23 protein-coding genes are annotated in these 25,522 nt (G+C 64.6%); 16 read left to right on the top strand and 7 right to left on the bottom strand.

Annotated elements, in window-relative coordinates:
- Nucleotides 1-84: 84 nt before the first annotated feature.
- The 4 genes from acnB (at nucleotide 85) to Q358_RS0104950 (ending at nucleotide 4,805) form a co-directional block, all read left to right on the top strand.
- Nucleotides 85-2,688, top strand: coding sequence for a bifunctional aconitate hydratase 2/2-methylisocitrate dehydratase (acnB, locus tag Q358_RS0104965; RefSeq protein ID WP_027961042.1), 2,604 nt, complete (start codon nucleotides 85-87; stop codon nucleotides 2,686-2,688).
- A gap of 212 nt (nucleotides 2,689-2,900) precedes the next feature.
- Nucleotides 2,901-3,107, top strand: a complete 207-nt coding sequence (locus Q358_RS0104960) for a DUF6494 family protein (protein ID WP_027961041.1) — start codon at nucleotides 2,901-2,903, stop codon at nucleotides 3,105-3,107.
- A complete protein-coding gene (locus Q358_RS0104955; RefSeq protein WP_027961040.1) occupies nucleotides 3,100-4,047 on the top strand; it encodes an ABC transporter ATP-binding protein in 948 nt (315 codons plus the stop codon). Before Q358_RS0104960 ends, Q358_RS0104955 begins: the two co-directional genes overlap by 8 nt.
- Entirely contained in the window at nucleotides 4,044-4,805 is a 762-nt protein-coding gene (locus tag Q358_RS0104950) for an ABC transporter permease (protein ID WP_027961039.1), read from the top strand. The genes Q358_RS0104955 and Q358_RS0104950 overlap by 4 nt, the downstream gene beginning before the upstream one ends.
- Before the next feature lie 46 nt (nucleotides 4,806-4,851).
- Here the strand turns inward: Q358_RS0104950 and Q358_RS0104945 are convergent, their stop codons facing one another.
- Nucleotides 4,852-5,835, bottom strand: a complete 984-nt coding sequence (locus Q358_RS0104945; protein WP_027961038.1) for a hypothetical protein — start codon at nucleotides 5,833-5,835, stop codon at nucleotides 4,852-4,854.
- Nucleotides 5,836-5,867: 32 nt separating this feature from the next.
- On the bottom strand, nucleotides 5,868-6,875 hold the full coding sequence (locus Q358_RS16580) for a hypothetical protein (RefSeq protein WP_043487649.1): 1,008 nt from the start codon (nucleotides 6,873-6,875) through the stop codon (nucleotides 5,868-5,870).
- Between the two features lie 376 nt (nucleotides 6,876-7,251).
- Here Q358_RS16580 and Q358_RS0104935 point away from each other — a divergent pair, with 376 nt between their 5' ends.
- The 7 genes from Q358_RS0104935 (at nucleotide 7,252) to Q358_RS0104905 (ending at nucleotide 14,755) form a co-directional block, all read left to right on the top strand.
- Entirely contained in the window at nucleotides 7,252-7,662 is a 411-nt protein-coding gene (locus tag Q358_RS0104935; protein WP_245598272.1) for a putative pterin-binding protein, read from the top strand.
- Nucleotides 7,662-9,098, top strand: a complete 1,437-nt coding sequence (locus Q358_RS0104930; protein ID WP_051530178.1) for a sensor histidine kinase — start codon at nucleotides 7,662-7,664, stop codon at nucleotides 9,096-9,098. The genes Q358_RS0104935 and Q358_RS0104930 overlap by 1 nt, the downstream gene beginning before the upstream one ends.
- The gene (locus tag Q358_RS0104925; RefSeq protein WP_027961035.1) at nucleotides 9,085-10,167 is read left to right on the top strand and encodes a response regulator; all 1,083 of its coding nucleotides are present in this window, start codon (nucleotides 9,085-9,087) and stop codon (nucleotides 10,165-10,167) included. Before Q358_RS0104930 ends, Q358_RS0104925 begins: the two co-directional genes overlap by 14 nt.
- A gap of 92 nt (nucleotides 10,168-10,259) precedes the next feature.
- Entirely contained in the window at nucleotides 10,260-11,267 is a 1,008-nt protein-coding gene (locus Q358_RS0104920; RefSeq protein WP_027961034.1) for a nucleoid-associated protein, read from the top strand.
- A gap of 10 nt (nucleotides 11,268-11,277) precedes the next feature.
- Entirely contained in the window at nucleotides 11,278-13,041 is a 1,764-nt protein-coding gene (locus Q358_RS0104915) for an ABC transporter transmembrane domain-containing protein (protein WP_027961033.1), read from the top strand.
- 134 nt (nucleotides 13,042-13,175) lie between these two features.
- Complete coding sequence (locus tag Q358_RS0104910; RefSeq protein ID WP_027961032.1) at nucleotides 13,176-14,228, top strand: DUF3137 domain-containing protein; 1,053 nt, start codon at nucleotides 13,176-13,178, stop codon at nucleotides 14,226-14,228.
- Between the two features lie 176 nt (nucleotides 14,229-14,404).
- A complete protein-coding gene (locus Q358_RS0104905; protein WP_027961031.1) occupies nucleotides 14,405-14,755 on the top strand; it encodes a carboxymuconolactone decarboxylase family protein in 351 nt (116 codons plus the stop codon).
- Between the two features lie 46 nt (nucleotides 14,756-14,801).
- Here the strand turns inward: Q358_RS0104905 and Q358_RS0104900 are convergent, their stop codons facing one another.
- Nucleotides 14,802-15,569, bottom strand: coding sequence for a metallophosphoesterase (locus Q358_RS0104900; RefSeq protein ID WP_027961030.1), 768 nt, complete (start codon nucleotides 15,567-15,569; stop codon nucleotides 14,802-14,804).
- 166 nt (nucleotides 15,570-15,735) lie between these two features.
- Here Q358_RS0104900 and Q358_RS0104895 point away from each other — a divergent pair, with 166 nt between their 5' ends.
- The 4 genes from Q358_RS0104895 (at nucleotide 15,736) to Q358_RS0104880 (ending at nucleotide 19,312) form a co-directional block, all read left to right on the top strand.
- The gene (locus Q358_RS0104895; protein ID WP_027961029.1) at nucleotides 15,736-16,590 is read left to right on the top strand and encodes an AAA family ATPase; all 855 of its coding nucleotides are present in this window, start codon (nucleotides 15,736-15,738) and stop codon (nucleotides 16,588-16,590) included.
- Between the two features lie 3 nt (nucleotides 16,591-16,593).
- Complete coding sequence (locus tag Q358_RS0104890; protein ID WP_027961028.1) at nucleotides 16,594-17,784, top strand: vWA domain-containing protein; 1,191 nt, start codon at nucleotides 16,594-16,596, stop codon at nucleotides 17,782-17,784.
- A 101-nt stretch (nucleotides 17,785-17,885) separates the two neighbouring features.
- Nucleotides 17,886-18,548: a hypothetical protein gene (locus Q358_RS0104885; RefSeq protein ID WP_027961027.1), complete on the top strand. Its 663-nt coding sequence runs from the start codon at nucleotides 17,886-17,888 to the stop codon at nucleotides 18,546-18,548.
- Between the two features lie 2 nt (nucleotides 18,549-18,550).
- A complete protein-coding gene (locus Q358_RS0104880) occupies nucleotides 18,551-19,312 on the top strand; it encodes a DUF3307 domain-containing protein (RefSeq protein WP_027961026.1) in 762 nt (253 codons plus the stop codon).
- Nucleotides 19,313-19,405: 93 nt separating this feature from the next.
- On the opposite strand, the gene scpC is transcribed toward Q358_RS0104880, so the two are convergent.
- The gene (gene scpC, locus Q358_RS0104875) at nucleotides 19,406-20,947 is read right to left on the bottom strand and encodes a succinyl-CoA:acetate CoA-transferase ScpC (RefSeq protein WP_027961025.1); all 1,542 of its coding nucleotides are present in this window, start codon (nucleotides 20,945-20,947) and stop codon (nucleotides 19,406-19,408) included.
- Nucleotides 20,948-21,185: 238 nt separating this feature from the next.
- Here scpC and Q358_RS0104870 point away from each other — a divergent pair, with 238 nt between their 5' ends.
- Nucleotides 21,186-22,910, top strand: a complete 1,725-nt coding sequence (locus Q358_RS0104870; RefSeq protein WP_027961024.1) for a proline--tRNA ligase — start codon at nucleotides 21,186-21,188, stop codon at nucleotides 22,908-22,910.
- Nucleotides 22,911-22,966: 56 nt separating this feature from the next.
- On the opposite strand, the gene Q358_RS16575 is transcribed toward Q358_RS0104870, so the two are convergent.
- From Q358_RS16575 to Q358_RS0104855, 3 genes are all read right to left on the bottom strand, one after another.
- Nucleotides 22,967-24,193 (bottom strand): PqqD family protein, encoded by a 1,227-nt coding sequence (locus Q358_RS16575; RefSeq protein WP_043487648.1) that lies wholly within the window; start codon nucleotides 24,191-24,193, stop codon nucleotides 22,967-22,969.
- A 2-nt stretch (nucleotides 24,194-24,195) separates the two neighbouring features.
- A complete protein-coding gene (locus Q358_RS17910) occupies nucleotides 24,196-24,591 on the bottom strand; it encodes a hypothetical protein (protein WP_051530177.1) in 396 nt (131 codons plus the stop codon).
- A 156-nt stretch (nucleotides 24,592-24,747) separates the two neighbouring features.
- A complete protein-coding gene (locus Q358_RS0104855) occupies nucleotides 24,748-25,470 on the bottom strand; it encodes an SDR family oxidoreductase (RefSeq protein WP_027961023.1) in 723 nt (240 codons plus the stop codon).
- Between the last annotated feature and the right edge of the window lie 52 nt (nucleotides 25,471-25,522).

Genomic DNA, 25,522 nt, shown 5'->3' with positions numbered 1-25,522 from the left:
CTGTTCCACGCGCCAGAGGCTTGTTCCGGTGACGTCTACGCCGGGTCGCGACACTCTGGCCCCACACGTAATGAGGGCCCTAACGTGCTTGAAGCCTATCGCCAACATGTCGAGGAGCGTGCCGCCGAAGGCGTGCCGCCTAAGCCGCTGAACGCCGAGCAGGTCGCCGCCCTGGTCGAGCTGCTGAAGACGCCGCCGGCGGGTGAAGAGGAGTTTATCCTCGACCTGCTGACCAACCGTGTACCGCCGGGTGTCGATGAGGCCGCCTACGTCAAGGCCGCGTTCCTGACCGCCATCGCCAAGGGCGAGGCCGAGTCGCCGCTGATCGACAGGGTCCATGCCGTCAAGCTGCTGGGCACCATGCAGGGCGGCTACAACATCGCCTCCCTGGTCGAACTGCTCGACGATGCCGACCTGGCCAAGGAAGTGGGCGAGCAGCTCAAGCACACCCTGTTGATGTTCGATGCCTTCCACGATGTGGAAGAGCGCGCCCGCGCAGGCAACGCCGTGGCCAAGGACGTCATCCAGTCCTGGGCCGATGCCGAATGGTTCCTTTCCAAGCCGGCGCTTGAAGAGAAGATCACCCTGACCGTGTTCAAGGTGCCCGGCGAGACCAACACCGATGACCTCTCCCCGGCCCCGGATGCCTGGTCGCGCCCCGATATCCCGGTGCACGCCAACGCCATGCTCAAGAACGAGCGCGACGGCATCGAGCCCGAAGAACAGGGCGTCAAGGGCCCGCTCAAGCAGATCGAGGACGTCAAGGCCAAGGGGTTCCCGGTGGCCTACGTCGGCGATGTGGTCGGCACCGGCTCCTCGCGCAAGTCTGCCACCAACTCCGTGCTGTGGTTCTTCGGCGACGATATCCCCAACGTGCCGAACAAGCGCGCCGGTGGCTTCTGCTTCGGCGGCAAGATCGCCCCGATCTTCTTCAACACCATGGAAGACTCCGGCGCCCTGCCCGTGGAGATGGACGTCGAGAAGCTCGAGATGGGCGACGTCATCGATGTCTATCCCTATGAAGGCAAGGTGTGCAAGCACGGCACCGATGAGGTGCTGACCACCTTCGCACTCAAGACCCAGCTGATCCTGGACGAGGTGCGTGCCGGCGGCCGTATCCCCCTGATCATCGGCCGCGGCCTGACCACCAAGGCCCGCGAGTCCCTGGGCCTGCCGGCCTCGGATGTCTTCCGTCTGCCCGAGCAGCCCGCCGATACCGGCAAGGGCTTCACCCTGGCCCAGAAGATGGTCGGCAAGGCGTGCGACATGGAGGGCGTGCGCCCCGGCATGTACTGCGAGCCGAAGATGGCCACCGTGGGCTCCCAGGACACCACCGGTCCGATGACCCGCGACGAGCTCAAGGACCTGGCCTGCCTGGGCTTCCAGGCCGACCTGGTGATGCAGTCCTTCTGCCACACCGCGGCCTACCCGAAGCCGGTCGATGTGGACACCCACCACACCCTGCCCGACTTCATCATGAACCGCGGCGGCGTCTCGCTGCGTCCGGGCGACGGCATCATTCACAGCTGGCTGAACCGCATGCTGCTGCCCGACACCGTGGGCACCGGCGGCGACTCCCACACGCGCTTCCCGCTGGGCATTTCCTTCCCGGCCGGCTCCGGCCTGGTGGCCTTCGCCGCCGCCACCGGCGTGATGCCGCTGGACATGCCGGAATCCGTGCTGGTGCGCTTCAAGGGCAAGCGCCAGCCCGGCGTCACCCTGCGTGACCTGGTCCACGCCATCCCCTACTACGCGATCAAGGACGGCCTGCTGACCGTCGAGAAGTCCGGCAAGAAGAACGCCTTCTCCGGCCGCGTACTGGAGATCGAGGGCCTCGAGGACCTCACCGTCGAGCAGGCCTTCGAGCTCTCCGACGCCTCGGCCGAGCGCAGTGCCGCGGGCTGCACCATCACCCTGTCCGAGGACAGCGTGAGCGAGTATCTCAAGTCCAACATTACCCTGCTCAAGTGGATGATCGGCAATGGCTACGGCGACCGCCGCACCATCGAGCGCCGCATCCAGGGCATGGAAGAATGGCTGGCCAACCCGAGCCTGATGCGCGCCGACAAGGACGCCGAGTACGCCGAAATCATCGAGATCGATCTCGATGAGCTCGACCAGCCCGTGCTGTGTGCGCCCAACGACCCGGACGACGCTCGCCTGCTGTCCGACGTGGCCGGCGAGACCATCGACGAGGTGTTCATCGGCTCGTGCATGACCAACATCGGTCACTTCCGTGCCGCGGGCAAGCTGCTCGAGAAGCAGCCCGCCGGCAGCCTGAAGACCAAGCTGTGGCTGGCACCGCCCACCAAGATGGACCAACACCAGCTGACCGAGGAAGGCTACTACGGCATCTATGGCCGTGCCGGGGCCCGCATGGAAATGCCTGGCTGCTCGCTGTGCATGGGTAACCAGGCCCGCGTCGCCGCCAAGAGCACCGTGGTCTCCACCTCGACCCGTAACTTCCCGAACCGCCTGGGCGATGGTGCCAACGTCTACCTCGCCTCCGCGGAACTCGCGGCCGTGGCCGCCGTGGAAGGTCGCCTGCCCAGCGTCGACGAATATCGCCGTTATATGAGCGAATTCGACGCCATGGCCGGCGAGATTTATCGTTACATGAACTTCCACGAGATCGAGGAGTATCAGAACGCCGCTTCCAACGTGATTCCGATCGCCGAAGAAGCCTGATTGTCGGCGTTTTGACACCCTCAGGTTCGACTCCGATGCTCGCAACATCGTAGGCCGCCGTCCGCGGTGGCCGGAGCCGATGGCCGAAGCGCCCCTCACGGGGCGCTTTTTTTGTCCCGATCCCCCTGGGACAGTCCCCTTCTGCACCGCGACAGTGACAGCCAGTCGCGGTAGGATGAGGATTCATCCCTTCTTGCTAAAGGAGCTCCACCATGAATCAGGACGCTTTCCAGCACAGCATTCGCAAGCTGCTCAAGAACGTGGGCGTCAATACTCAGCAGGAGATCGAGAAGGCCGTACAGCAGGCGATCGATGCGGGCAGCCTCAAGGGTGACGAGCATCTGCCGGCGCGGGTCAGCGTGACGGTCGACGGCATAGATCTGACGCTGAACTTCGACGGGGACATCACCCTTGAGTGATGCCCAGGATGCCCGGGTCATTCGCATCGAGGGACTGGGCAAGACCTTTGCCGGCGGCTTCGAGGCGCTCAAGGATATCGACCTCGATATTCATCGCGGCGAGATCCTGGCCTTGCTCGGCCCCAACGGGGCGGGCAAGACCACCCTGATCAGCGTGATCTGTGGGCTGGTCAACCCCACTCATGGCCGGGTCTTGATCGATGGCTATGACAATGTGCGCCAATTCCGCCAGGCCAGGGCCCGCATCGGCCTGGTGCCCCAGGAGCTGACCAACGACGCCTTTATCCGGGTGTGGGACACGGTGAGCTTCAGCCGGGGGCTGTTCGGCAAGCCCAGGGATCCGGCCCATATCGAGAAGGTCCTGCGCTCGCTGTCGCTGTGGGAAAAGCGCAACAACCGCCTGATCACGCTCTCGGGGGGCATGAAGCGCCGCGTGCTGATCGCCAAGGCGCTGGCCCACGAACCGGAAATCCTGTTCCTCGACGAACCCACCGCCGGCGTCGACGTCGCCCTGCGCCGCGACATGTGGGAGGTGGTACGCCAGCTGCGCGACAGCGGCGTGACCATCATCCTGACCACTCACTATATCGAGGAGGCCGAGGAGATGGCCGACCGCATCGGGGTCATCCGCGCCGGTGAGCTGGTACTGGTAGAGGATAAACAGGCGCTGATGCAGCAGCTGGGACGCAAGGAGCTCACCCTCCACCTTCGCGACCCCCTGGATGGCGTGCCGCCGACGCTGTCGCAACACCGCCTGACGCTGACCGAAGACGGCCATGCCCTGGTCTACGCCTATGACGCCGAGGCGGACGGCGACGATACCGGCATCGCCAGGCTACTCGCCGACCTCGAGGCCGCGGGCATTGCCGTCAAGGATCTCCACACTCGCCAGAGCTCCCTGGAGGAGATCTTCGTCAATCTGGTCAAGGAGGCCGCGTGAACCTCGAATCCGTGAAGACCCTCTATCGCGCGGAGATGGCCCGCAGCCTGCGCACCGTGCTGCAGAGTATCGTTTCGCCGGTGCTCTCCACGTCGCTGTATTTCGTGGTGTTCGGTTCCGCCATCGGCAGCCGGATCAGCGAAGTGAACGGGGTGAGCTACGGCGCCTTTATCGTGCCGGGCCTGATCATGTTGATGCTGCTGACCCAGAGCGTCTCCAATGCCTCCTTCGGGATCTTCTTTCCCCGCTTTTCGGGCACCATCTACGAAGTGCTCTCGGCTCCCATGTCCTACTGGGAGGTCGTCGCCGGCTATGTCGGGGCGGCGGCCAGCAAGTCGCTGATCCTGGGCATCATCGTGTTGATCACGGCGAGGCTCTTCGTGCCCTACTCCATCGAACACCCCTTGATGATGGCGGTGTTTCTGGTGCTGACGGCGGCCACGTTCAGCCTGCTGGGCTTTATCATCGGCATCTGGGCCGATGGCTTCGAGAAGCTGCAGCTGGTGCCGCTGCTGGTGATCACGCCGCTTACCTTCCTCGGCGGCACCTTCTACTCCATCGATATGCTGCCGCCCTTCTGGCAGGCGGTGACCCTGGCCAATCCGGTGGTCTACCTGGTCAGCGGCTTTCGCTGGAGCTTCTACGGCATCAGCGACGTCAGTCCGCTGATCAGCCTGGGGATGATCATGCTCTTCCTGGCCGCGGCGCTCTCGGTGGTGGCCTGGATCTTTCGCACCGGCTACCGGCTGAAGCCCTGAAATCAGAAAACCGCCGCCCTGGCCAGGCGGCGGCCTCTTCCTTGCCTCAGTGTTGCGGCAAGCCGCTCTTGTCGTCCTCCGCCGAGGCCCCGACTTCCCCCGCCTTCTCCTTGAGTTTGCGGAACTTCTTCGACATGCCTTCCAGGCGAGCATCCCATTCGGGATCAGGCTGCTGCCCCTCGATCGTCTTGAAGTAGGCCTGCATCATGCAGATCACCGCGAAGGGCTCCAGCAGCGCGGCCTTGATGCTCCAGGCGAAGATCAACGCCACCACGACACCGGTGGCCGACCAGCCGCCGGGTATCAGGTAGGCCACCAGCGCGGCAGGCCCCAGGAGGATCAGGAAGATCACCAACAACAGGCCATAGACGATCAACGTCAGCCAGGCCGCATTCTTGAGCATTGGCTTGACGTTCTGACCGTACAGCACCAATGCCTCGCGGGAGCCTTCCCAGGCGTTGTCGCTGCGAGTCCGCAGGCAATAGGCCAGGATCACCTCGTCGATAAAGCCCACCGCCATGCGCAGAAAGGCCTCCACCACCCGCAGAACCGACTGCGCCCCGGGAATCGGCAGTAGTCGGAACAATGTACGAAACAGCCCGGTGAGGCTACGCAGCGTCCCCTTGATCAGCTGGTCCATGGCAAACAGCAGGCTGGCCTGCCCGAAACGTTCCTTGACCACGCCGCCGGCATACTGGATCTGCCCCTTGCCACCGGGCAGCGTATCGCCCTCGAGCAGCTCCACCAGCACGGCGATATGCCCGGCCTTGACCATATAGAGCAGGTATTCCCGAAGCACATACATGACGGCACCGACGATGCCGAAGCCGGCCAGGCCACCCCAGAAGGTACTCGCGGCGCGAAAGCCCTCATCGCCCATTCCACCGATGCCCCAGCCGACGCCGGCGCCTGCCGCGGTCATCAGCACATAGGCCAGGGCCACGCCGAAGTAGACGAGCATCCGAAAGAGAATGAAGGGCAACGTACGCAGCATCAGGCCCAGCGCCTGCCCAATCCGAAAATCCCACATGGTACTTCCTCCTCTGTCGAAAACCGGTGTCGCTACGCCTGCCGGGGTCCAGGCGATGCCACCGGATCAGGGTTTCGGGCCTCGAGGCGCAGGTAGGCCTCCAGTTCGTCACGGATATCATCGACGATGTCATCGGGGTGGGTGATACGCATGTAGAAGATCGAGAAGTAGACCACCTTGACCGAGCCCGCCATGCGCTCGAGCACCACGCCCGCCAGCTTGGCCATCCACAGGGCGATCAGTATGGGTAATACCGTGATATGCAGGCTTTCCGGCAGCGGCCCGGAGCCGGCCAGGCTGGTGCCCTCCAGGGGATTCCCGATGTAGTAGGCCGACTGGGGATCTCCCATCCAGATGCCGACAATCAACCCCAGGATCACCATCAGCGCATAGACCGGAAACATGATGGTGCCCACCGCCTTTGCCGCGATGTCGATCCCGAAGACACCCACCAGGGTCTCGGGCACGCTCTCCTTGAGCCTGGGCATCCGCGAGACACTGTCGCGAATGCCGTGACCATCGATGACGACCGAGGGCAGCAGATAGTGGTTGACCAGATCCCATGCCTCGCCGACCCCCTTGAGCAGAAGCGTCATCAGGGCGTTGCCCGGGCCGGAACGCAGGGCCCAGCTCAACATGCCACCGAGCAGGATATCGATCAGGGCGATACCCCGTGCGGAGCCCTTGAGTGTCTTCACACGCGCCCCTGCCTCGGCAGCCGTGCGCTGCTGCCCCTGAAGGGCCCCGCTCACCAGCCAGCTCTGACGCAACTCCTGCCGGGTGTAATAAAAATGCTTGTAGACGAACAGGACAAGACACAGCAGCAGCGCCAACGAACCGATGCTCCCGCTGCCTCCCCATAGCGCAATCACGCTGATAAAGAACAGACTGGTCATGACGACCGCATACAGGCTCATGCGCACCCAGGGCCTGAGTATCCCGGGGTCACGTCCGACCAGGCTCAGCGTGTTCTTGAGCAGGTAGCCCAGCTGCTGAACGCGTTCTCGCGTATCGGGCTGTCGCAGTGCTCTGTCCGTCATCGTCTTGGCTCCTCGCCTTGACCACCCGCCAGGCAGTGGTTTCACGGCTATCAAGGTGGTTTCGTTTGTCCTGACCCACTACCGGCGCGGCAACATGCTAGGGTGGCTGAGTACAGGTCATTCGGGGTCACGGTTACCAGGCCCGCTTGGCACCAGTTGCCAGCCTCTACCCTAGCGTCCTGGCGCCGTCTGTGACCCCTTTGTATGAAGGGGGTCGCCATCACTCCCGACGGGCTACAGTGACAAGCAGGGCGACCGCAAGGGAGACGTCCAGGTGATACCGATACGATGCCGCCTTCTATTGGCTACGTTGCTGCTCACGCCGTTAACGGTCTGGGCCACCGAATCCCCGTTCCCCCCTCTCGACGATAACGCTGTGTTGATAGTGGCCGGTGATATCGGCCTGACCAACCACGATGACGAGGTCCACCTGGATGCACGAATGCTGGCCACCCTTCCCCGCGAGCAACTGACGACCCACACCAGCGTGACCCACGGTCCGCAGACGTTCGAGGGTGTTCTGGCGCGGGAGCTGCTGGATGCCGTGAAGGCAGAAGGCGAGACGGTGACCGCCCTGGGCCTCAACGACTACCTGGCCGAGATTCCCATCGAGAACTTCTACGACTATGACGTCATCCTGGCCGATACGATGAACGGGAAACCTCTCAGCCGTCGTGGCAAGGGGCCGTTGTGGATCGTCTATCCGCGGGACGCTCACACCGAGCTGCAGGACATCCGTTATGACTATCGCTGGGTCTGGCAGCTATATCGACTCGAGGTCGAGTAATGGCCAAGTTACGTGCCGTGCCGGCCTATGCGATCCCCAGCCTGGTGATCGTGGCCCTGACCGCCTTTCTGGCCTTCGCCCTGGTTCGCCTGGCCCAGGTAGAGCTGGCCATGCGTGTCAATGTGGACGAAAACATGCTCTGGGTCGTTACCCAGGCACAGGTGGCCACTCACCGCCTGGACCAGGCCGTCAACCGCCGAGCGCTGGGCGACAGCAGCGAAGATCCCGAGTTGCGCCTGGATATCCTGACCAGTCGCCTGTCACTGATGGATGACGGGCCACAGCGCCGTTACCTGGCGGCCGAAGGCATGAATACGCACCTGGACGACGCCCTGACCCAGATGCAGGCCTTGCGTGACACCGTCACGACCACCGAGGGGGAGGCCCGCTTTGCCCCCGCGCAGCTCTCGCCTCACCTGGATCCTCTAATGGCCAATCTCAACCGTATCGCCAACAAGGTGATGATGGCCGAGTGGGAGAGCACCGGCGCACGCCTGGATACCTATCGCCGCAGCCTCGGACAGGTCATCGCCTCCATCATCGGCATCGGACTGAGCGGTCTGATACTGGTCATGCTGCTGGTCATCGCGCTGCGTCAGCGGCGTGCGGCCCAGCGCGAACTGATCGACCATCGCGATCGCCTGGAGGACGAGGTAGAGCGTCACATCTATCGCTACCGTCAGACCGCCGAGGCCCTCTCCCAGGCACTCGACCGTGAACGCGGGGTCAGCGAGTTCTACCGCAGCTTCGCGGCCATGGTGTCCCATCAGTTCCGGACGCCGCTGGCGGTCATCGATTCGGGGCTGCAGCGACTGCAGCGGCGTCATCGCCAGTTCACCCCGGACCAGCGCAGCGAACGCTACAGCCGACTGCGCAACGCCGTGACGCAGATGACGCGCCTGGTCGAGGCCTCACTGACCGCCGCCCGCATCGACGGCAAGCAGGTCGAGGCCGGCCTGGGTCGCCACTCATTGTGGCGCATCGTCGACCACTTCTGCCGCCTGCAAATCGAAGCCACCGGTACGGAGCGCTTGCAATCGAGCCACAGCGGCACAGAGGAACCCTGGGCCTGGTGTGACCGCGCCCTGACCGAGCAAGCGTTGGCCAATCTGGTCGGCAATGCCCTCAAGTACTCACCCGAGGATCACCCCGTACACATCACCACCGCCCGTGAAGGCAACCAGGCGGTCTGCCACGTCAGGGATTTCGGTCCCGGCGTTCCCGTCGACGAACAACCCCAGCTGTTCGAACGCTTCTTTCGCGGCAGCAATGCAGCGGGTACCGATGGCACCGGCCTGGGGTTGAATATCGCCCGGCACCTGGCCCGCATACAGAAAGGCGACGTGACGGTGCATTCCACTCCCGGTGAGGGCACCACCTTCACGCTGCGACTGCCCGCCGCCGATGCCAGGGAGAACCGCGATGATGCACAATGAGCCCTCGTCCCGCCCACCGTTGATTCTCTGCGCCGAGGATCAGGAAGACCTGCGTGCCGATATCTGCGACGAACTCAAAGAGTCCGGCTATGCGGTGCTCGAGGCGGCCGACGGTGAAGCCACCCTGCAGCAGATGGATGCCTGCACCCCGGACCTGATCCTGTGCGATATCAACATGCCCGGCCTTAACGGCTATGGGGTACTCGACGCCGTTCGGGAACACCGGCCGCACCTGGCCGATACCCCCTTCGTGTTTCTGACCGCCCTCTCGGACCCTCAGGAAGTGGTCGAGGGCAAGCGGCTTGGCGCCGATGACTACCTGGTCAAGCCCATCGACTACGACCTGCTGCTGGCCACCGTCGGCGCCCGCCTGCGCCAGGTGTCACGCATGCGCGACAAGTCCAACCACGAGCTCCAGGAACTCCGCCAGGCCATGGGCACCCTGCGTCAGGAAGCCTCGCAGCAGGCCTTTCACGCCGCAACGCGCGTTCTGAACCTGGTGGCACCCGGCATGGTGCTGCTCGACAGCCAGGGCGATATCACCTTCGTCAACCAGCGCGCCCGGCAGCTGGCCGAGGCGAGTGATGCGCTGCAGCTCAACAAGAGGTTCTCGGCAACGGGCGCCATGGCCCGACGACTGCGCGAAAGCATCGCATCGGCAACCCAGGCCAGCCGCCGGGGTGAGGAGCCGGTCTTTTCCCTGCGCCTTCCTCATCTGCCGGGAAGCCACGAGCTCCTGGTCCTGATCTGTGCGCTGGGGCAGGGACGGGAAACGGGAGGAGAAGACGCCAGCGTCGTGGTGCTCCTGTCGGCGCCGGATCAACGATTGCCGCTGCCACGCGGCATACTGGCCAGTCTCTTCGGGCTGACCCCCACCGAATCCCGTATCGCCATGGCGCTGCTGGAGGGTTTGCGCTCCGAGGAAATTGCCGACCAGATGGGCGTCTCCCCCACGACCGTGGCCTTCCACCTGCGCAACCTGTTCCAGAAGACCGATACCCATCGCCAGGCGGACTTGATCGCTCTGCTGCTGGCCGGCTCCATGACCGCCTACCTCGAAGGGCCCTAGATAACCAGGCACCCGGCAGCCAAGATAGCGCTGTCGACGGGAGGCGACGGCGGGTATCATGCGTGGCCTCGTTCATCATCGCGGGAGGCCCCATGCCCATCCTCAATGCCATCGTGCATCGCATCGAGAAGACCGGTGACGCCCCGGCACGCCTGCTGCCGGCTAGCCAGTCCCTGCCCGCCTCCGACGCCCTGGAGGCCATGCTCGAGGGCCTGACCCGCGCCTACCACGCCAAGAAAAAGGCCTGGGGCCACTTCGCACAGGACGACCGGGAGGATGCTGCCGAGGCCTCGGCACTGGCCTCGGAGATCACCGCCTATCTCGCGGAGCAGCGCGACTTCGTCGCCCTGACGCGCGGCATCGCCGAACGCCTCGCCACGCTGCTGGATGCGCACCTCTCCGTCTCCGGCGACCTGATGGTGCTGGACACTCGCTTCGGCGATGCTCGTTTCCTGACCCTGGCCCTGCTGCATCATCGCGAGGGATTTGCCATCGGCGAGGACCTGCGGCCGGTCCCGGCGCGCCAGCTTAACCTGACCCAGATGAGCCTGGCCGCCCGCCTCGATATCGGCCAGTGGCAGACCGGTGATTCCCGGCAATACCTTTCCTGGACCCGCGAGCGCGGCGGCAAGGCGCTGGCCGAAGGCTTCGCGGCGCTGCTCGGTGCCGAGGAAGGCGTCGATGCCCCGGGGGAAACACGCACCCTGCTCAAGGCCTTCAGCGACTACGTGGAGAAGGAGGACCTCCCGGAGGAGGCCAGCCGCGAAAAGACCGAGACGCTGGTGGACTATGCCAGCGAACAGGCCAGTCGCGGCGAGCCGATCACCCTGGAGGAACTCTCGGGGCTGCTCGACGAGCAGCAGCCCAAGGCCTTCTACGAGCATATCCGCGACGCGGACTACGGCCTCTCCCCGGAGATTCCGCCGGACCGCAAGACCCTGAACCGGTTCAAGCGCTTTACCGGGCGCGCCGGCGGCGTGTCGATCAGCTTCGACTCCCACCTGCTGGGCTCCGGCGTCGAGTACGACGCGGCGAGCGACCGGCTGATCATCAAGCAGGTGCCCAAGCAGCTCAAGGAACAGCTCAAGGGGCAGGACTAAGGAGGCCGAGATGTCGTCGCGTCCCGATCCCCGCGTGCTGCTGCGCCTGCTGAACCTGCTGGCGCCCTACCGATGGCGCCTGACGCTGGCCGCCCTGGCGCTGCTGATGGCCTCGGGCAGCGTACTGCTGCTGGGCCAGGGGTTGCGCCTGGTCATCGACCGCGGCTTCATGGATGCCGATATCGCCGCCCTGAGGCGAGGCCTGGTCATGATGCTCGCCGTGGTCACCGTGCTGGCGATGGCCTCGGCGCTGCGCTATTACCTGGTGACCTGGATCGGCGAACGGCTGGCCGCCGATCTGCGTCGGCGGGTCTTCGACCACCTGCTGACCCTGGAGCCCGGCTTCTTCGAGAGCGCCCAGGCACCGGACCGGGCCGCCGGGGAGATCACCTCGCGGCTCACCGCCGACACCAGCGTGTTGCAGAGCCTGTTCGGCTCCTCGGTCTCCCTGGCCCTGCGCAACCTCTTGATGCTGATCGGCGCCGTCATGCTGATGCTGGTGACCCAGCCCTGGCTGTCGGCCATCGTGCTGCTGGGCATCCCGGCAACGATACTGCCCATCCTGTGGTTCGGCAGGCGGGTGCGTGGGCTTTCACGGGCGAGCCAGGACCGCGTGGCGGAACTCGGCCGCTATGCCGGCGAGGCGCTCTCCGGCATCCGCACCATCCAGGCCTTCACCCACGAACGCGGCGAGCGGCGCGGCTATGCCCGGCGCGTCGAGGACGCCTTTACCAGCGCCATCGAGCGCACCCGCCAACGCGCCTGGCTGACCGGCATCGCCATGCTGGTGGTCTTCGCGGCGGTGGGCATCATGCTCTGGCACGGGGGACAGGCGGTACTCGCCGGCGAGATGAGCGCCGGCGAACTCTCGGCCTTCGTCTTCTATGCCGTGCTGGCCGCCGGTGCCGTGGCCACCCTTGCCGAAGTGGCCGGCGATGTCCAGCGGGCCGCGGGGGCCGCCGAACGCCTGCTGGAGCTGCTCGATACCCGCCCCAGCATCGCGTCGCCGGCCCGCCCGACACCCCTGCCCCGGCCGCTCGCCGGCGAGATCCGCCTGGAGGGCGTGAGCTTCACCTATCCGGGCCGCCAGGCCCCGGCGCTTGAGGCCTTCGACCTGACCATTCACCCCGGCGAGCGGGTGGCACTGGTCGGCCCTTCCGGCGCCGGCAAGAGCACCCTGATCGCCCTGCTGCTGCGTTTTCACGACCCCGACACTGGCGTCCTGCGCCTCGACGGCATCGACCTGCGCCACCTGGCCCCGGATGAGCTGCGCGCGGCGCTAGGCCTGGTGGCCCAGGAACCGGTGCTGTTTACCGGCAGCTTGGCCGATAACCTGCGCTACGGAGACCCGGAGGCCACGCCCGAGGCGCTGCGCCGGGCCGCCGAGTCGGCCAACGCCCTGGCCTTTATCGAGGCCCTCCCGGACGGCTTCGAGACCTCGCTGGGCCCCGGCGGCGTGCAACTTTCCGGCGGCCAGCGCCAGCGCCTGGCCATTGCCCGCGCGCTGCTCAAGGACCCCGCCGTGCTCTTGCTGGACGAGGCGACCAGCGCCCTGGATGCCAAGAGCGAACAGCTGGTACAGCAGGCCCTGGACCAGCTGATGAGGCATCGCACCAGCCTCGTGGTCGCCCACCGCCTGGCCACCGTGGTGGCCGCCGACCGGCTGCTGATACTGGACCAGGGCCGCCTGGTGGCCACCGGCACCCACGCCGAGCTGATGGCCTCCAGCGCCCTGTACCGCCGCCTGGCGGAGCTGCAGTTTGGGCGGCAGTGAGCCGTTTCGCGTGTCACTCCTGTCTGTTTGAACGGTTTTTTCCTCGCTTGCCTTGTCTACCCTCAAGTCGACCGACGCGGGTTCACCAACGACACCCTCGCGGTCGCCAATCGGTAATCAGGGGGAGCATGATCATGGCTGCTAGAGGGGATACCACTCCGGCCAGTGAGTTGCCGGAAGGGTTTGATGAGCATTACCACACCGTTATCGGCCCCGAGCTGGACCGAGCCGAAGGCCAGCGCCGTGCCGCCATGTGGCGGATGGCGCTGCTCTGCGCCGCCATCCTGCTGGATCTGATGGCAATGATGTGGTTCAGCGACCGGAACATCGACAACACGCTGGTCCTCCTCATCGGCGTTGCGGTGGCCGCCCTCCCCGCCTGGGGCATCGTGCTCACCTATCAACACATGCGTCGGCTCGCGAAGGCGGCACTGGTCGAGCCGACCTGTCACTTTCTCGGCTACGAGTACTCGCCGTCAGCAGCGGACTTTCCCCTCCATCGATTTTATGACTTGAGGCTGCTCCGCAGGCGTGAATACAAGACCCGCACACGCACCGAAGATGAAATCAGGGGCACCCATAACGGTGTTCCATTCCGGCTGTGCGAGGTGGAAATCAAGGACAAGCGACAGCGTAAGAATGATGATGACAATGACTCCAAAAAGACCAATATTCTCTTTCGAGGGATACTCTTCATCACCGAGTTTCCCCACCCTTTCAGCGGTGAAACCCGTTTGCTGAATGCCGCGGATCCCATGCCGAAAACGACACTCGATGGCACCTCGATGGAGAGCGTTCATCTGGAGGGCTCGGGGTTTTCTCAGGGCCTGCACATTTACTCCAGCGATCCCACGCAGGCTCGTTCCCTGCTTACCCCCGCCTTCATGAACCGGCTGGAGCATCTGACCGCGCACTTCAGCCACACTCCCAAACTTCCCGAGGAAGTCTCCGAGATTGAACAGTCTCCGCTGTTCCAGAAGCTGAAATCCCTGACCAATACCGTCTCCGTCGCCTTCGTGGATCAACAGATGCTGATTTCGATACGTACCGGCGAGAACCGCTTCGAAGGCGGCAGCGTGTTCAAGTCGCTCAAGAATCGCGATCGAGTCGAGAAACTGTTGGTGGAGTTACGGGTCGTGCCCGAGATTCTCGACGCCCTGGAACTGGAAAGCTCTCAATTCGGTTAATCGTTTATAAGCCATGATGTGCCGGCGATAATCCAGGGTGATGATGGCCGAATTACTAATAGTCCTGGTCGGGTGCGACATCCTGCCCCGCGACACGATTCCCTTGGTTGGACCATAGTAGATGTGCTATCACACGCTAGTTTTCTTACAGTAACTTCTACTCGAGAACCGACACCATGTACAAGGATTGGAAGAAGGCCACACAGGATCTCTCCGCGTTGATGCAGGAGGTTGGCAAGGGCGTACCCGATGTCGCCAAGGGTTTCACCCAGATGGCCAAGGGTGCCAACGTCGACGGCGCCCTCTCCCACAAGCACAAGGAACTGATGGCTCTGGCCATCGGCATCAGCATCCGCTGCGAGGGGTGCATCGCCTTCCACGCCAAGGCGGCGGCCGAGCTCGGCGCCACCCGTGACGAGGTCATGGAAACCATCGGGGTGGCGACCTACATGGGTGGTGGCCCTTCCTTCACTACCGGTGCTCAGGCACTGGAAGCCTATGACACCTTCGCCGCCGAGCGCGGGTAAGCCTCCGATTGGCTGAAACGGCTCCACCCGTTGCCCAGCGGCCTCATCAAGCCGGCAGCTCGACGATCAGGTCGGGAACGAAGCGCGGCGGGTCGAACTCCTCCGGGTAGCCGCCTGGGTTGGCGATCACCCGCGTACCATCGCGCTCCATATCGACCGGCTCATGAACGTGGCCGTGTATCCATAGATCCATGCGTCCCATCAGCTGCGGCAGGTGGGACGCAAAGGCCGGCGAGGCCGCGTCCCCCCGGTAGCTCGGCGGAATGCACTCGGCCAGCGGCGCATGGTGGCTGATCACGACCCGAGGCCCGTTGAATGGCGCTGCAAGCTCGGCTTCCAGCCAGTTCAGCGCCTCGGCATGCAGGCGACGACTCTCCGCCGGCGTGAAGACGACGCCCTCCGGCTGTTCGACGATTTGAAAGTCCGGCATGAAGGCGAGCACTCGCTCCTCGGTGAGCGCCGGGTCGTGATCCGGGTTCTCGGCGTAGAGATCGAAATCGGTCCATAGTGTCGTGCCATGAAAACGCACACCGCCCAGGGTCAGCGAACGGTTGTCCAGCAGGTGAATGCCAAGCCGACCGGCCTCGTCGGCCAGCTCCCGACGCAGCACCGGCATGCGGGTTCGGTAGAACTCGTGGTTGCCGGGAACATAGAGTATCGGCATACCGGCGAAACGCCTTGCCGCCCACTCGAGCCCACGGGTCTTGCGCGAGATATCCCCGGCGAGAATTACCGCGTCGCAGTCCACCTCCGGCAACTCTCGGCCTTCAGCGAAGCATTCGAGGTGCAGGTCGGAGAGTATTCTCAAGCGCATGTTCGACTCCTTTGTCCGGCGGGTCCGAGGCCAGTGTGGTCCAGGCACCGGGACAAGGCTATCAAGCGTCGCATGACGGCGGTAGGGCGATATTTGTCCCCGCCCCGGCCCTTCCGTACACTTGTTTGATTCCATTATTCTCCGGCAACCAGTCGAGGCACGACTCATGGCGTTTGATTCCACTTCCACCTACGTGGCGACCGATGCCCTCAGGCAGGCGGTCAACGCGGCCGTCACCCTGGAGCGCCCCTTGCTGATCAAGGGCGAGCCCGGCACCGGCAAGACCCTGCTGGCCGAAGAGCTGGCGGCGTCGCTGGGCACCGAGCTGCACACCTGGCACATCAAGTCGTCTACCAAGGCCGCCCAGGGCCTCTACGAGTACGATGCGGTAAGCCGGCTGCGCGACTCCCAGCTGGGCGTCGAGGGCGTGGAGAATGTCGCCAACTACATCAAGCCCGGCAAGCTGTGGGACGCCTTTACCGCCGACAGGCGGGTGGTACTGCTGATCGACGAGATCGACAAGGCGGATATCGAATTCCCCAACGACCTGCTCCAGGAGCTGGATCGCATGGAATTCCATGTCTACGAGACCGGCGAGACCGTTGCCGCTCGCCACCGTCCGATCATCGTCATTACCTCCAATAACGAGAAGGAGCTACCCGACGCCTTCCTGCGCCGCTGCTTCTTCCACTACATCGAATTTCCCGACCGCGACACCATGCAGTCGATCATCGACGTGCACTTTCCGGATATCGCGCCGAAGCTGGTCAGCGAGGCACTGGAAGTGTTCTTCGACCTGCGCGAGGCCCCGGGCCTCAAGAAGAAGCCCTCCACCTCGGAACTGGTCGACTGGCTGAAGCTGCTGATGAGCGATGAGCTGGCCCGCGAGTCGCTCTATCAGCGCGACCCGGTCAAGGCGATTCCTCCCCTGGCGGGCGCCCTGGTGAAGAACGAACAGGATACCCAGTTACTCGAGCGGCTGGCCTTCATGATGCGCCGCCAGGGCAACCAGAGGCGCTGAACCATGTTTATCGGCCTGTTCGAGACCCTCAAGCGCGCCGGCGTACCGGTATCCTTGCGCGAACTACTCGACCTCCATGCGGTGGTGGAGCGAGGCGTGGTATTCGCCGACATGGAAACGTTCTATCAGACCGCCCGTACCGTGATGGTCAAGGACGAGCGCCACTTCGACCGCTTCGATCGCGCCTTTGCCGCCTGGTTTGACGGCCTGGAAAACATCGACGCCGCCGTCGAGGCGCTGATTCCCGATGACTGGCTGCGCCGCGAGTTCGAGAAGCAGCTCTCCGACGAAGAGAAGGCGCAGATCGAGTCCCTGGGCGGCCTGGAGCAGCTGATCGAGACCTTCAAGAAGCGCCTGGAGGAACAGGGTGAACGCCATGCCGGCGGCAACAAGTGGATCGGCACCGGCGGCACCAGCCCCTTCGGCGCCTACGGGTATAACCCGGAGGGGATACGCATCGGCCAGGATGGCTCCCGTCACCGCCGCGCGGTGAAGGTGTGGGACGAGCGACGCTTCCGCGACTACGACGACTCCCTGGAGCTGGGCACACGCAACACCAAGATGGCGCTGCGTCGGCTGAGGAAGTTCGCGCGCCAGGGGGCCGCCGACACATTCGACGTCGACGCCACCATACGCGAAACCGCTCGGGATGCCGGCCTTCTCAACGTGCAGATGCGCCCCGAGCGACATAACGCGGTCAAGGTGCTGCTGCTGCTCGACGTGGGCGGTTCCATGGATGACCACATCCGCACCTGCGAGGAACTGTTCTCGGCGGCACGCTCGGAATTCAAGCACCTGGAGGCCTATTACTTCCATAACTGCCTCTACGAGGGGGTGTGGCGCAGCAATGCCGGCTCCCAGACCCGGCGCCATGCCGAGCGCATCCCGACCCTGGATCTGCTGCACACCTATGGCGATGACTACCAGGTGGTGATCGTCGGCGATGCCGCCATGTCACCCTACGAGATCACCCATCCCGGGGGCAGCGTGGAGCACTTCAACGACGAGGCCGGCGCGGTGTGGCTCAAGCGCGTGGTCGACAAGTTCCCGCGGCTGGCGTGGCTCAATCCCATGCCCCGCCGGGCCTGGGACTATACCCACTCCACCCAGCTGATCCGCCAGCTGATCGAGGATCGCATGTATCCCATGACCCTCGAGGGACTGGAGGACGCCATGCGAGAGCTGGCCAAATAGCCCTAAAGCGCTATAAAACTATTTAATAGCCTTTTTGGGCTATAAATTGGCGACATAGCCACAGAAGGCTATACTGAGACGCAGACTCAAGGAGTATCTGCGTGCTCGAGAAAACCGCCCCGACCCAACGCATCGCCGTACTCACCGGCGACGTGGTCGACTCACGCAAGGTGAGCGACCGCCGTCGCCTCTATCGCCTCCTGGACGACAGCCTGCAACGCCTGGCAGGACACCAGCAGGGTCATGCCGAGCGCTTTCGCGGCGATGGTTTCCAGGTCGCCCTGCCCCAGGCACGGCATGCCATGACGGCGGCCATCGCCCTGCGTACGTCGCTGATCCAGCACTCCGAACCCGATCAACGTTGGGATGCCCGTATCGCGGTGGCCGTGGGGCCGGCCAGATGGCACACCGACCTGCGCATCGCCGAGGCCGATGACGCCCCCTTCGTCGCCTCGGGGCGCCGTCTGGATCGTCTGGGAGAGGGCGACGAGCATCTTGCGCTGACACTGCTCGACGACTCTGACGATGGCAGCCTGGCGCTGCTGATGCGCTTCCTCGATGACCTGCTCGCTGGCTGGTCCACCTATTCGGCCGAGGTGGTCGAGTTGAGCCTCGAGCGGGCCCTGTCCCAGCAAGCCATGGCGACGCGTCTCGGCATCAGCCAACCCAGCGTTTACAACCGCCTGAAGGCGGCACGTTGGCCGCTGCTCAGCGATACCCTCGCCTATCTCGAGACCCGCCTGGCCGACAAGGACGCTGGCTGACCATGACGTCGCACGAACTCTCGCTGCTGCTGGGCCTGGTGCTCGCCCATCTGGTCGGCGATTTCCTGCTGCAGCCACGTCACTGGGTCGAAGAGCGTTTTCGGCTACGCCACCGCTCACGCCACCTCTACTATCACAGTGCCGTGCATGGGGGGCTCACCGTCCTGGTGCTGCTTGTCGCGACCCTGTTGCTGCCCGACTCGCCGGGGCCGGCAGGAGTACTCGTCGGCGCCTTGGGGGCAGGCATCAGCCACTGGTTAATCGATCTGTTGAAGGCCCGGCTACCCGGCACCTTACGCTGGTTCCTGCTCGATCAGGCGCTGCACCTGGGCGCGCTCACCCTGATCTGGCTGGCCTGGCTCGGCAGCATGGCGCCACTGGAGGCCCTCGGTGCCTGGCTGCTCTCGCCCGAAGTGCTGGGCGTGGCGGCGGCCTACCTGATCGTGACGCGCCCCCTGTCGTTTGCCATCGCCATGGTGTTGACACCCTGGAGCCGCCAGGTCGAGGCGTCGGGCACGCTGGACCAGGCCGGGGCACACATCGGCATGCTCGAGCGCCTGCTGGTGCTCTCCCTGGTGCTGCTCGATCAGCTCGCCGCCGTGGGCTTTCTGCTCGCGGCCAAGTCGGTATTGCGCTACGGCGACCTGCGTGAGGCGGGGGATCGCAAGCTGACCGAATACGTGCTGCTGGGCACCCTGGTCAGCGTTGCCACGACTCTGGTGCTGGGCCTGACGCTGCGACTTCTGCTATCCAGCCCGACCTAGGGAGTGCGACTCGACGATGGCATTGAGATCACCGCCATCGCCGAGACCCCGGGCTCTCACTGAAGAGGGTACCGGGACCACCGCTATCGCCAGTCAGGCACTCAGGGCGCCGGCCTCCTCCTGAAGGCTGCGCATATGGCCATCACGCTCCACGGCCATATGCCATGACAGCGCCTGCTCCAGGCAGTGTGGCGTATGGCCACCGCGCCGACAGGCTTCCTCGAAGTAACGCCGCAGCGCCGGGCGATACAGCGGATCGGCGCAGTGCTCGATCACGCTGACCGCGCGCTCCCTGGGGGCCAGGCCACGCAGGTCGGCCAGACCATGCTCGGTGACCAGCACATCCACGTCGTGCTCGGTATGGTCCACATGGCTGACAAAGGGCACCACGCTGGAGAGGTCTCCCTCCTTGGCCACCGATTTGGTCACAAAGATCGAAAGCTGGGCGTTGCGGGCGAAGTCGCCTGAGCCACCGATGCCGTTCATCATCTTCGTGCCCCCCACATGAGTGGAGTTGACGTTGCCGTAGATATCCACTTCGAGCGCGGTATTGACGGCGATGATGCCCAGGCGGCGCACGATACCCGGATGGTTGGAAAGCTCCTGAGGACGCAGGACCAGGCGGTCACGATAGCGATCCAGGTGGGGCCAGATCCGCTCGCCATACGCTTGCGAAAGCGTAATGGAACAGCCGGACGCAAAATCGAGCTTGCCGGCGTCCAGCAGATCGAAGGTGGAATCCTGCAATACCTCGGAATACATGGTCAGGTGCTCGAAGGGCCCCTCGGCAAGCCCGCTCATTACCGCGTTGGCCATGGTGCCGATACCCGCCTGAAGGGGCAGCAGCGAGGGCGTCAGACGACCGACCTGCACTTCCCCTGCGAAGAAGGCGATCAGGTGATCGGCGATCTTCTGCGTATCCACATCCGGCGGCAGCACCGTGGAGGGACTGTCCTTGCCCCGGGTCACCACGATGGCAGCGATCTTCTCCGGGTCGATGGGTATGTAGGGCGTGCCGATACGCGAGTCCGGCGCCACCACGGGGATGGGAGGTCGCGTGGGTCGCATCTGCGGGATATAGATATCATGAAGCCCCTCGAGCTCGGCAGGAGCATCGAGATTGAGCTCGATGATCACCTTGTCGGCGAGGATGGCATAGCTGGCCGAGTTGCCCACCGAGGAGGTAGGCACGATACCGCCCTCTTCGGTGATGGCACAGGCCTCCACCACGGCCACGTCGATCTCGGCCAGCTGGCGGTTACGCAACAGCTCCACGGTCTCGGAGAGGTGCTGATCGATGAACATCACCTCTCCGGCATTGATGGCTCGGCGCAGGGTGGCGTCGACCTGAAAGGGCATGCGCCGCGACAGCACCTTGGCATCGGTCAGCAACCGATCCAGATCATTGCCCAGCGAGGCGCCGGTCATCAGGGTGATCGAGAAGGGATCCCCCGCGGCCCGTTCGGCCAGGGCACGGGGCACTTCCTTGGCCTCCCCGGCCCGAGTAAAACCACTCATCCCCACCGTCATGCCGTCCTCGATCAGCGCCGCGGCCTGCTCCGCGGAGCGCAGCTTGTCCTGCCAGCCTGCAAGGCGGCAGCGCGCCTCGACCGAGCTTGTGTCGCACTTGTCCAATATCGTCTCCTTTCCCGGACGGCGGTGAGGCCATCAATTTGCATCATGCCATGATCATTTCACGCCCCTATTTAGCACGCTAGAGATAAGCATATTCAATTTGACCTTAGTCATAGTTTGTCTCGTCACGACCTGTCCCGACCCGGCTTTTGCCGCGCCCGTGGCTTGGCCGTACAATGTCACCATTATCGCCGCCCTTGCGGCTATCCCCTTCGACTACCGAGGACACGCCGGACCCATGCGCGCCACCCAGATACTGATCGCCACCCTGAAGGAAACCCCCGCCGATGCGGAAGTCATCAGCCACCAGCTGATGCTGCGCTCGGGCATGATCCGGCGCCTCACCTCCGGCCTGTACACCTGGCTGCCGCTGGGCGTGAAGACCCTGCGCAAGGTCGAGCGCATCGTGCGTGAGGAGATGGACCGCGCCGGCGGCCAGGAGGTGCTGATGCCGGCCGTGCAGCCCGCCGAGCTGTGGCAGGAATCGGGCCGCTGGGAGGAGTACGGCCCGGAGCTTCTACGCCTGAAGGACCGCCATGACCGCGACTACTGCGTGGGCCCCACCCACGAGGAAGTGATCACCGACCTGGTCCGCAAGGAGATCGCCAGCTACAAGCAGCTGCCGGCCAACTTCTATCAGATCCAGACCAAGTTCCGCGACGAGATTCGCCCACGCTTCGGTGTGATGCGCTCCCGGGAATTCCTCATGAAGGATGCCTACTCCTTCCATGTCGATGAAGACTCCCTCAAGGCGACCTACCAGGTGATGTACGACGCCTATACACGGATCTTCACCCGCCTGGGCCTGAATTTCCGGCCGGTGATCGCCGACAACGGCTCCATCGGCGGCACCGGCTCCCACGAGTTCCACGTGCTGGCCGAGTCCGGCGAGGACGATATCGTCTTCTCCAACGACTCCGACTACGCCGCCAACATGGAAAAGGCGGAGGCGCTGCCGGCGCCGCTGGGCAGTGATATTCAACGCGCCGCCCCCGGCGAGGCGCTACGCCTGGTCGATACGCCGGATACCAGGACCATCGCGACCCTGGTGGAACGGCATGGCCTGCCCATCGACAAGACGATCAAGACCCTGATGGTTCACGCCGCCGACGGTGGCCTGATCGCCCTGCTGGTGCGCGGCGACCACGAGCTCAACGAGGTAAAGGCCGAGAACCTGCCCGAGGTGGCGGCCCCCCTGACCATGGCCAGCGAAGCCGAGATTCGGGCCGTCGTGGGGGCCGGCCCCGGCTCCCTGGGACCGGTCAACCTCGACATGCCGATCATCATTGACCGCAGCGTGGCGCTGATGAGCGACTTCGGTGCCGGCGCCAACGTCGACGACAAGCACTACTTCGGCATCAACTGGGAGCGCGACGTGGCCCTGCCCCAGGTGGCCGATATTCGTAACGTGGTCGAGGGCGACCCCTCCCCGGACGGCAAGGGCGTACTGGCCATCAAGCGGGGCATCGAGGTCGGTCATGTCTTCCAGCTGGGGCAGAAATACTCCGAGGCCATGAACGCCAGCGTGCTGGGCGACGAGGGCCGCACCCTCCATCCCTGGATGGGCTGCTATGGCATCGGGGTCACCCGGGTGGTGGCCGCCGCCATCGAGCAGAACCATGACGATGCCGGCATCATCTGGCCGGATGCCATTGCGCCCTTCCATATCGCGCTGGTGCCCATGAATGCTCACAAGTCTCAGCGCGTGCGCGAGGAGTCGGAGAAGCTCTACACCGAGCTGACCGCCGCCGGTTTCGACGTCCTGCTGGATGACCGCGACCTGCGCCCCGGCGTGAAGTTTGCCGACCACGAACTGATGGGCCTGCCCCACCGCCTGGTGGTCGGCGACCGCGGCCTGGACAAGGGAGAGCTGGAGTACAAGGGGCGCCGCGACAGCGATGCCACCATGGTACCCGCCGGGGACATCCTCGATTTCCTGCGCCAGCAGATCAAGCTGGGCTAAGACCACGCCGCCGGCCCGCTGCCCTGGCAGCGGGCCGGTCGCCTCGACAGCCGGCGTCAATCCTGGTCGCGGCGGGATACCAGGCCGGTCTCGGCAAGGCCTGCAAGCCATTCGCAGACATCCGCGACGACCGACTCGGCGGGCCGATCGAAGTACTCCGCCAGGAGCTCCCCCAGCTCCTGCCCGCTAAGCGACTCCTGGCTCAACAAGCGCCAGATCGCCTCCCCCGTCGCGTTCAGGCGATGTATCGCCCCACTGCCGGGCTGAATCAGGAACAGCTCCTCTTCAAGCGGATAGGTTCGCGCCTCCCGACTTGCCACCCAGCGCCACTGCGCCGGAACCGGGCCGCTGCCCCTGGATTCATTCCCACCGCCGTGCCGCCTGTAAGGCGAGGCCGCCCCGCCGCTGTCGCCCTCCTTGCCACCGCCTTCGGCCCTATATTCCTCGAGAGCGGTGCCCAGATGACGCGCGGCGACCAGGGGCTCGGCATAGCGCAAAAGCAGACAGGGCACACGCGCCATCAGGGGATGCAGATGCGCCAGCAATTTCTCGGGCCTGGCCTGGTAGGCGAAATTCTGTGAGAGCAGTTGCAGCAGGCCCTCTCCGGGAAGGAGCCGAACGATCTCGGGACGGCTCAACCGGTCATCCCGCTCGAGCAGCACCAGCGCCCCTACCGGGCACCGCTCGCCATGTCGAGCCAGGCCTTGACCCGGTGGCAAGACGAAACGGTAGCGCTCGTCCTCGGGGCCGGCATGGGCCTCGGCATAGTCGACCAGCTCGGGGGAGAAGCCCTCGGGAAGTGGCAGACGCAGCCTGGGTGCCATGCCCAGTGCGACGCCATCTCCCTCGTGCGTCAGGCCCAGCACATCGTCTCCGAACACTCGATAGCCGGCCGCGGCGAAGGCCACCGCCAGCGTGCTCTTGCCGGCCCGATGGCTCTCGGGAAACAGCGCCAGGCGTCCCCCTACCTCGACAGAAGCACAGTGCAGCCCCAGCAGCGACGCCTCGTGGTCGAGGAAGTCACCGCCGAGATCCGCGATCAGGCTACATGCGGCCTCGGCCGGCGTCGCCAGCTCGAGGCCCCGAGGCAGCCTGGGCGAGCGCTGCAGATAGCCGCCGGGGCATCGTCCCAGGCGTATGGCGGGCGCCAGCCCCCGGGCATGGGTCACGGAGATCGGCCAATGCGGCATCGCCTGACTCAGGGCCTCGACGACTTCGGGCGCCTGATGCACACGCAGGCAACGCCCCAGCCCCGACAGGGATATATCAAGATTCTCTGTCATCTTCAGCGCTGTTCGGGTCGGCCAAGGATGATATCTTCGATGATCGTCACCGGGTCTTCGCGATAATCACGCAGGCGGCGTCGATCCCGCTCGTACTCGCGATGCGAGTGGCGGCGATCATCGCGATGATAATGATCATGGTGATGCTTATGGCGGGCCCGCTTGTGCCCCCGGTGGGCGCCATCGTGCCGACTCGGCCGTGAGTGGCTCGGACGAGACCAACTGGGCCGAGAGCGGCTGGGGTGCGAATGACGGTGCCCGGCCTGGGCCTGGCCGACGCTGAACAATGTAGGGGCCACATAGGCACCCGCCAGCCCTGCCCCCAGGGTGGCGAGTAGCCGTCGACGCCGCTGGCGATGCTGCTCGACGGCATCTATCTCATGATCGTGATGTGACATGGCAGCCTCCTTCGGCGCATCCCATGGGGTCATTAACGAACAGTGTTCATGTTAACAACCGGGAAGCCGAAATGCCGCCGCCGGCGAGATGTTGTCGATTTATTCCATCGGCGTTGCCGAATCGCGACAACTAGACGCCCGGCGCCGGACTCCCCATCAGGCAGGCTGACGGGTGGGGGCGAGGGTAATGTCGCGAATGTTCACGCCCTGTGGCTGTTCGTACATGAAGGTTGCCGCCCGGGCGATGTCATCGGCAGCCAGCACGCCGCCCATCGACGCCTTCCATTCCTCATAGCCATTGACGATATCCGGGTTCGTCGTATGACCGATCAGCTCGGTATCGACCGCACCGGGATGGATGGCCATTATTCGCACATTGCTGTCCGCGACCTCCTCGCGCACGTTCTCGGTAATCGAGCTCACGGCGAACTTGCTACCCACATAGGCGGCGTGGTTGGGAAAGCTCTTCTTGCCCGCGACGGAGCTGATGTTGAGGATCGTCCCCCGGCCACGGGCTTTCATATCGGCCAATACCGCCTGCATCGCGTTGAGCAGGGCCAGCACGTTCACGTCGAACATGCGCTGCCATTCCGCCGGGTCCTGGGTGTCGAGCTGACCCAGCAACATCACCCCGGCGTTGTTGATCAAGAGGTCGGCAGGGCCATAGGCGGCCTCGGCCTCCTCGATGGCGGCGCGAAACGCCTGGGCATCGGTCACGTCGACCCCGCGGCACAGCGCGTTGGGCAGGCCGAGCGCTTCGACCCTTTCCAGGCGGCGGGCCACCAGCAGCAGGGGATGACCCGCCTGCGAGAAGCGCTGCGCGATGGCCGCGCCGATGCCGGATGATGCGCCGGTAATGATCACCAGTGGTTTCGTCATGTGTTTCTCCTGTTGGTCGTGTCCTGTTGGTCGTGCCGCCGGAATGGCCGGC

The organism is Halomonas halodenitrificans DSM 735 (assembly GCF_000620045.1).
Classification (GTDB): Bacteria; Pseudomonadota; Gammaproteobacteria; order Pseudomonadales; family Halomonadaceae; genus Halomonas; species Halomonas halodenitrificans.
Note: the sequence above shows the minus strand (reverse complement) of the source record. Positions and strands in the feature narration are given on the sequence as shown.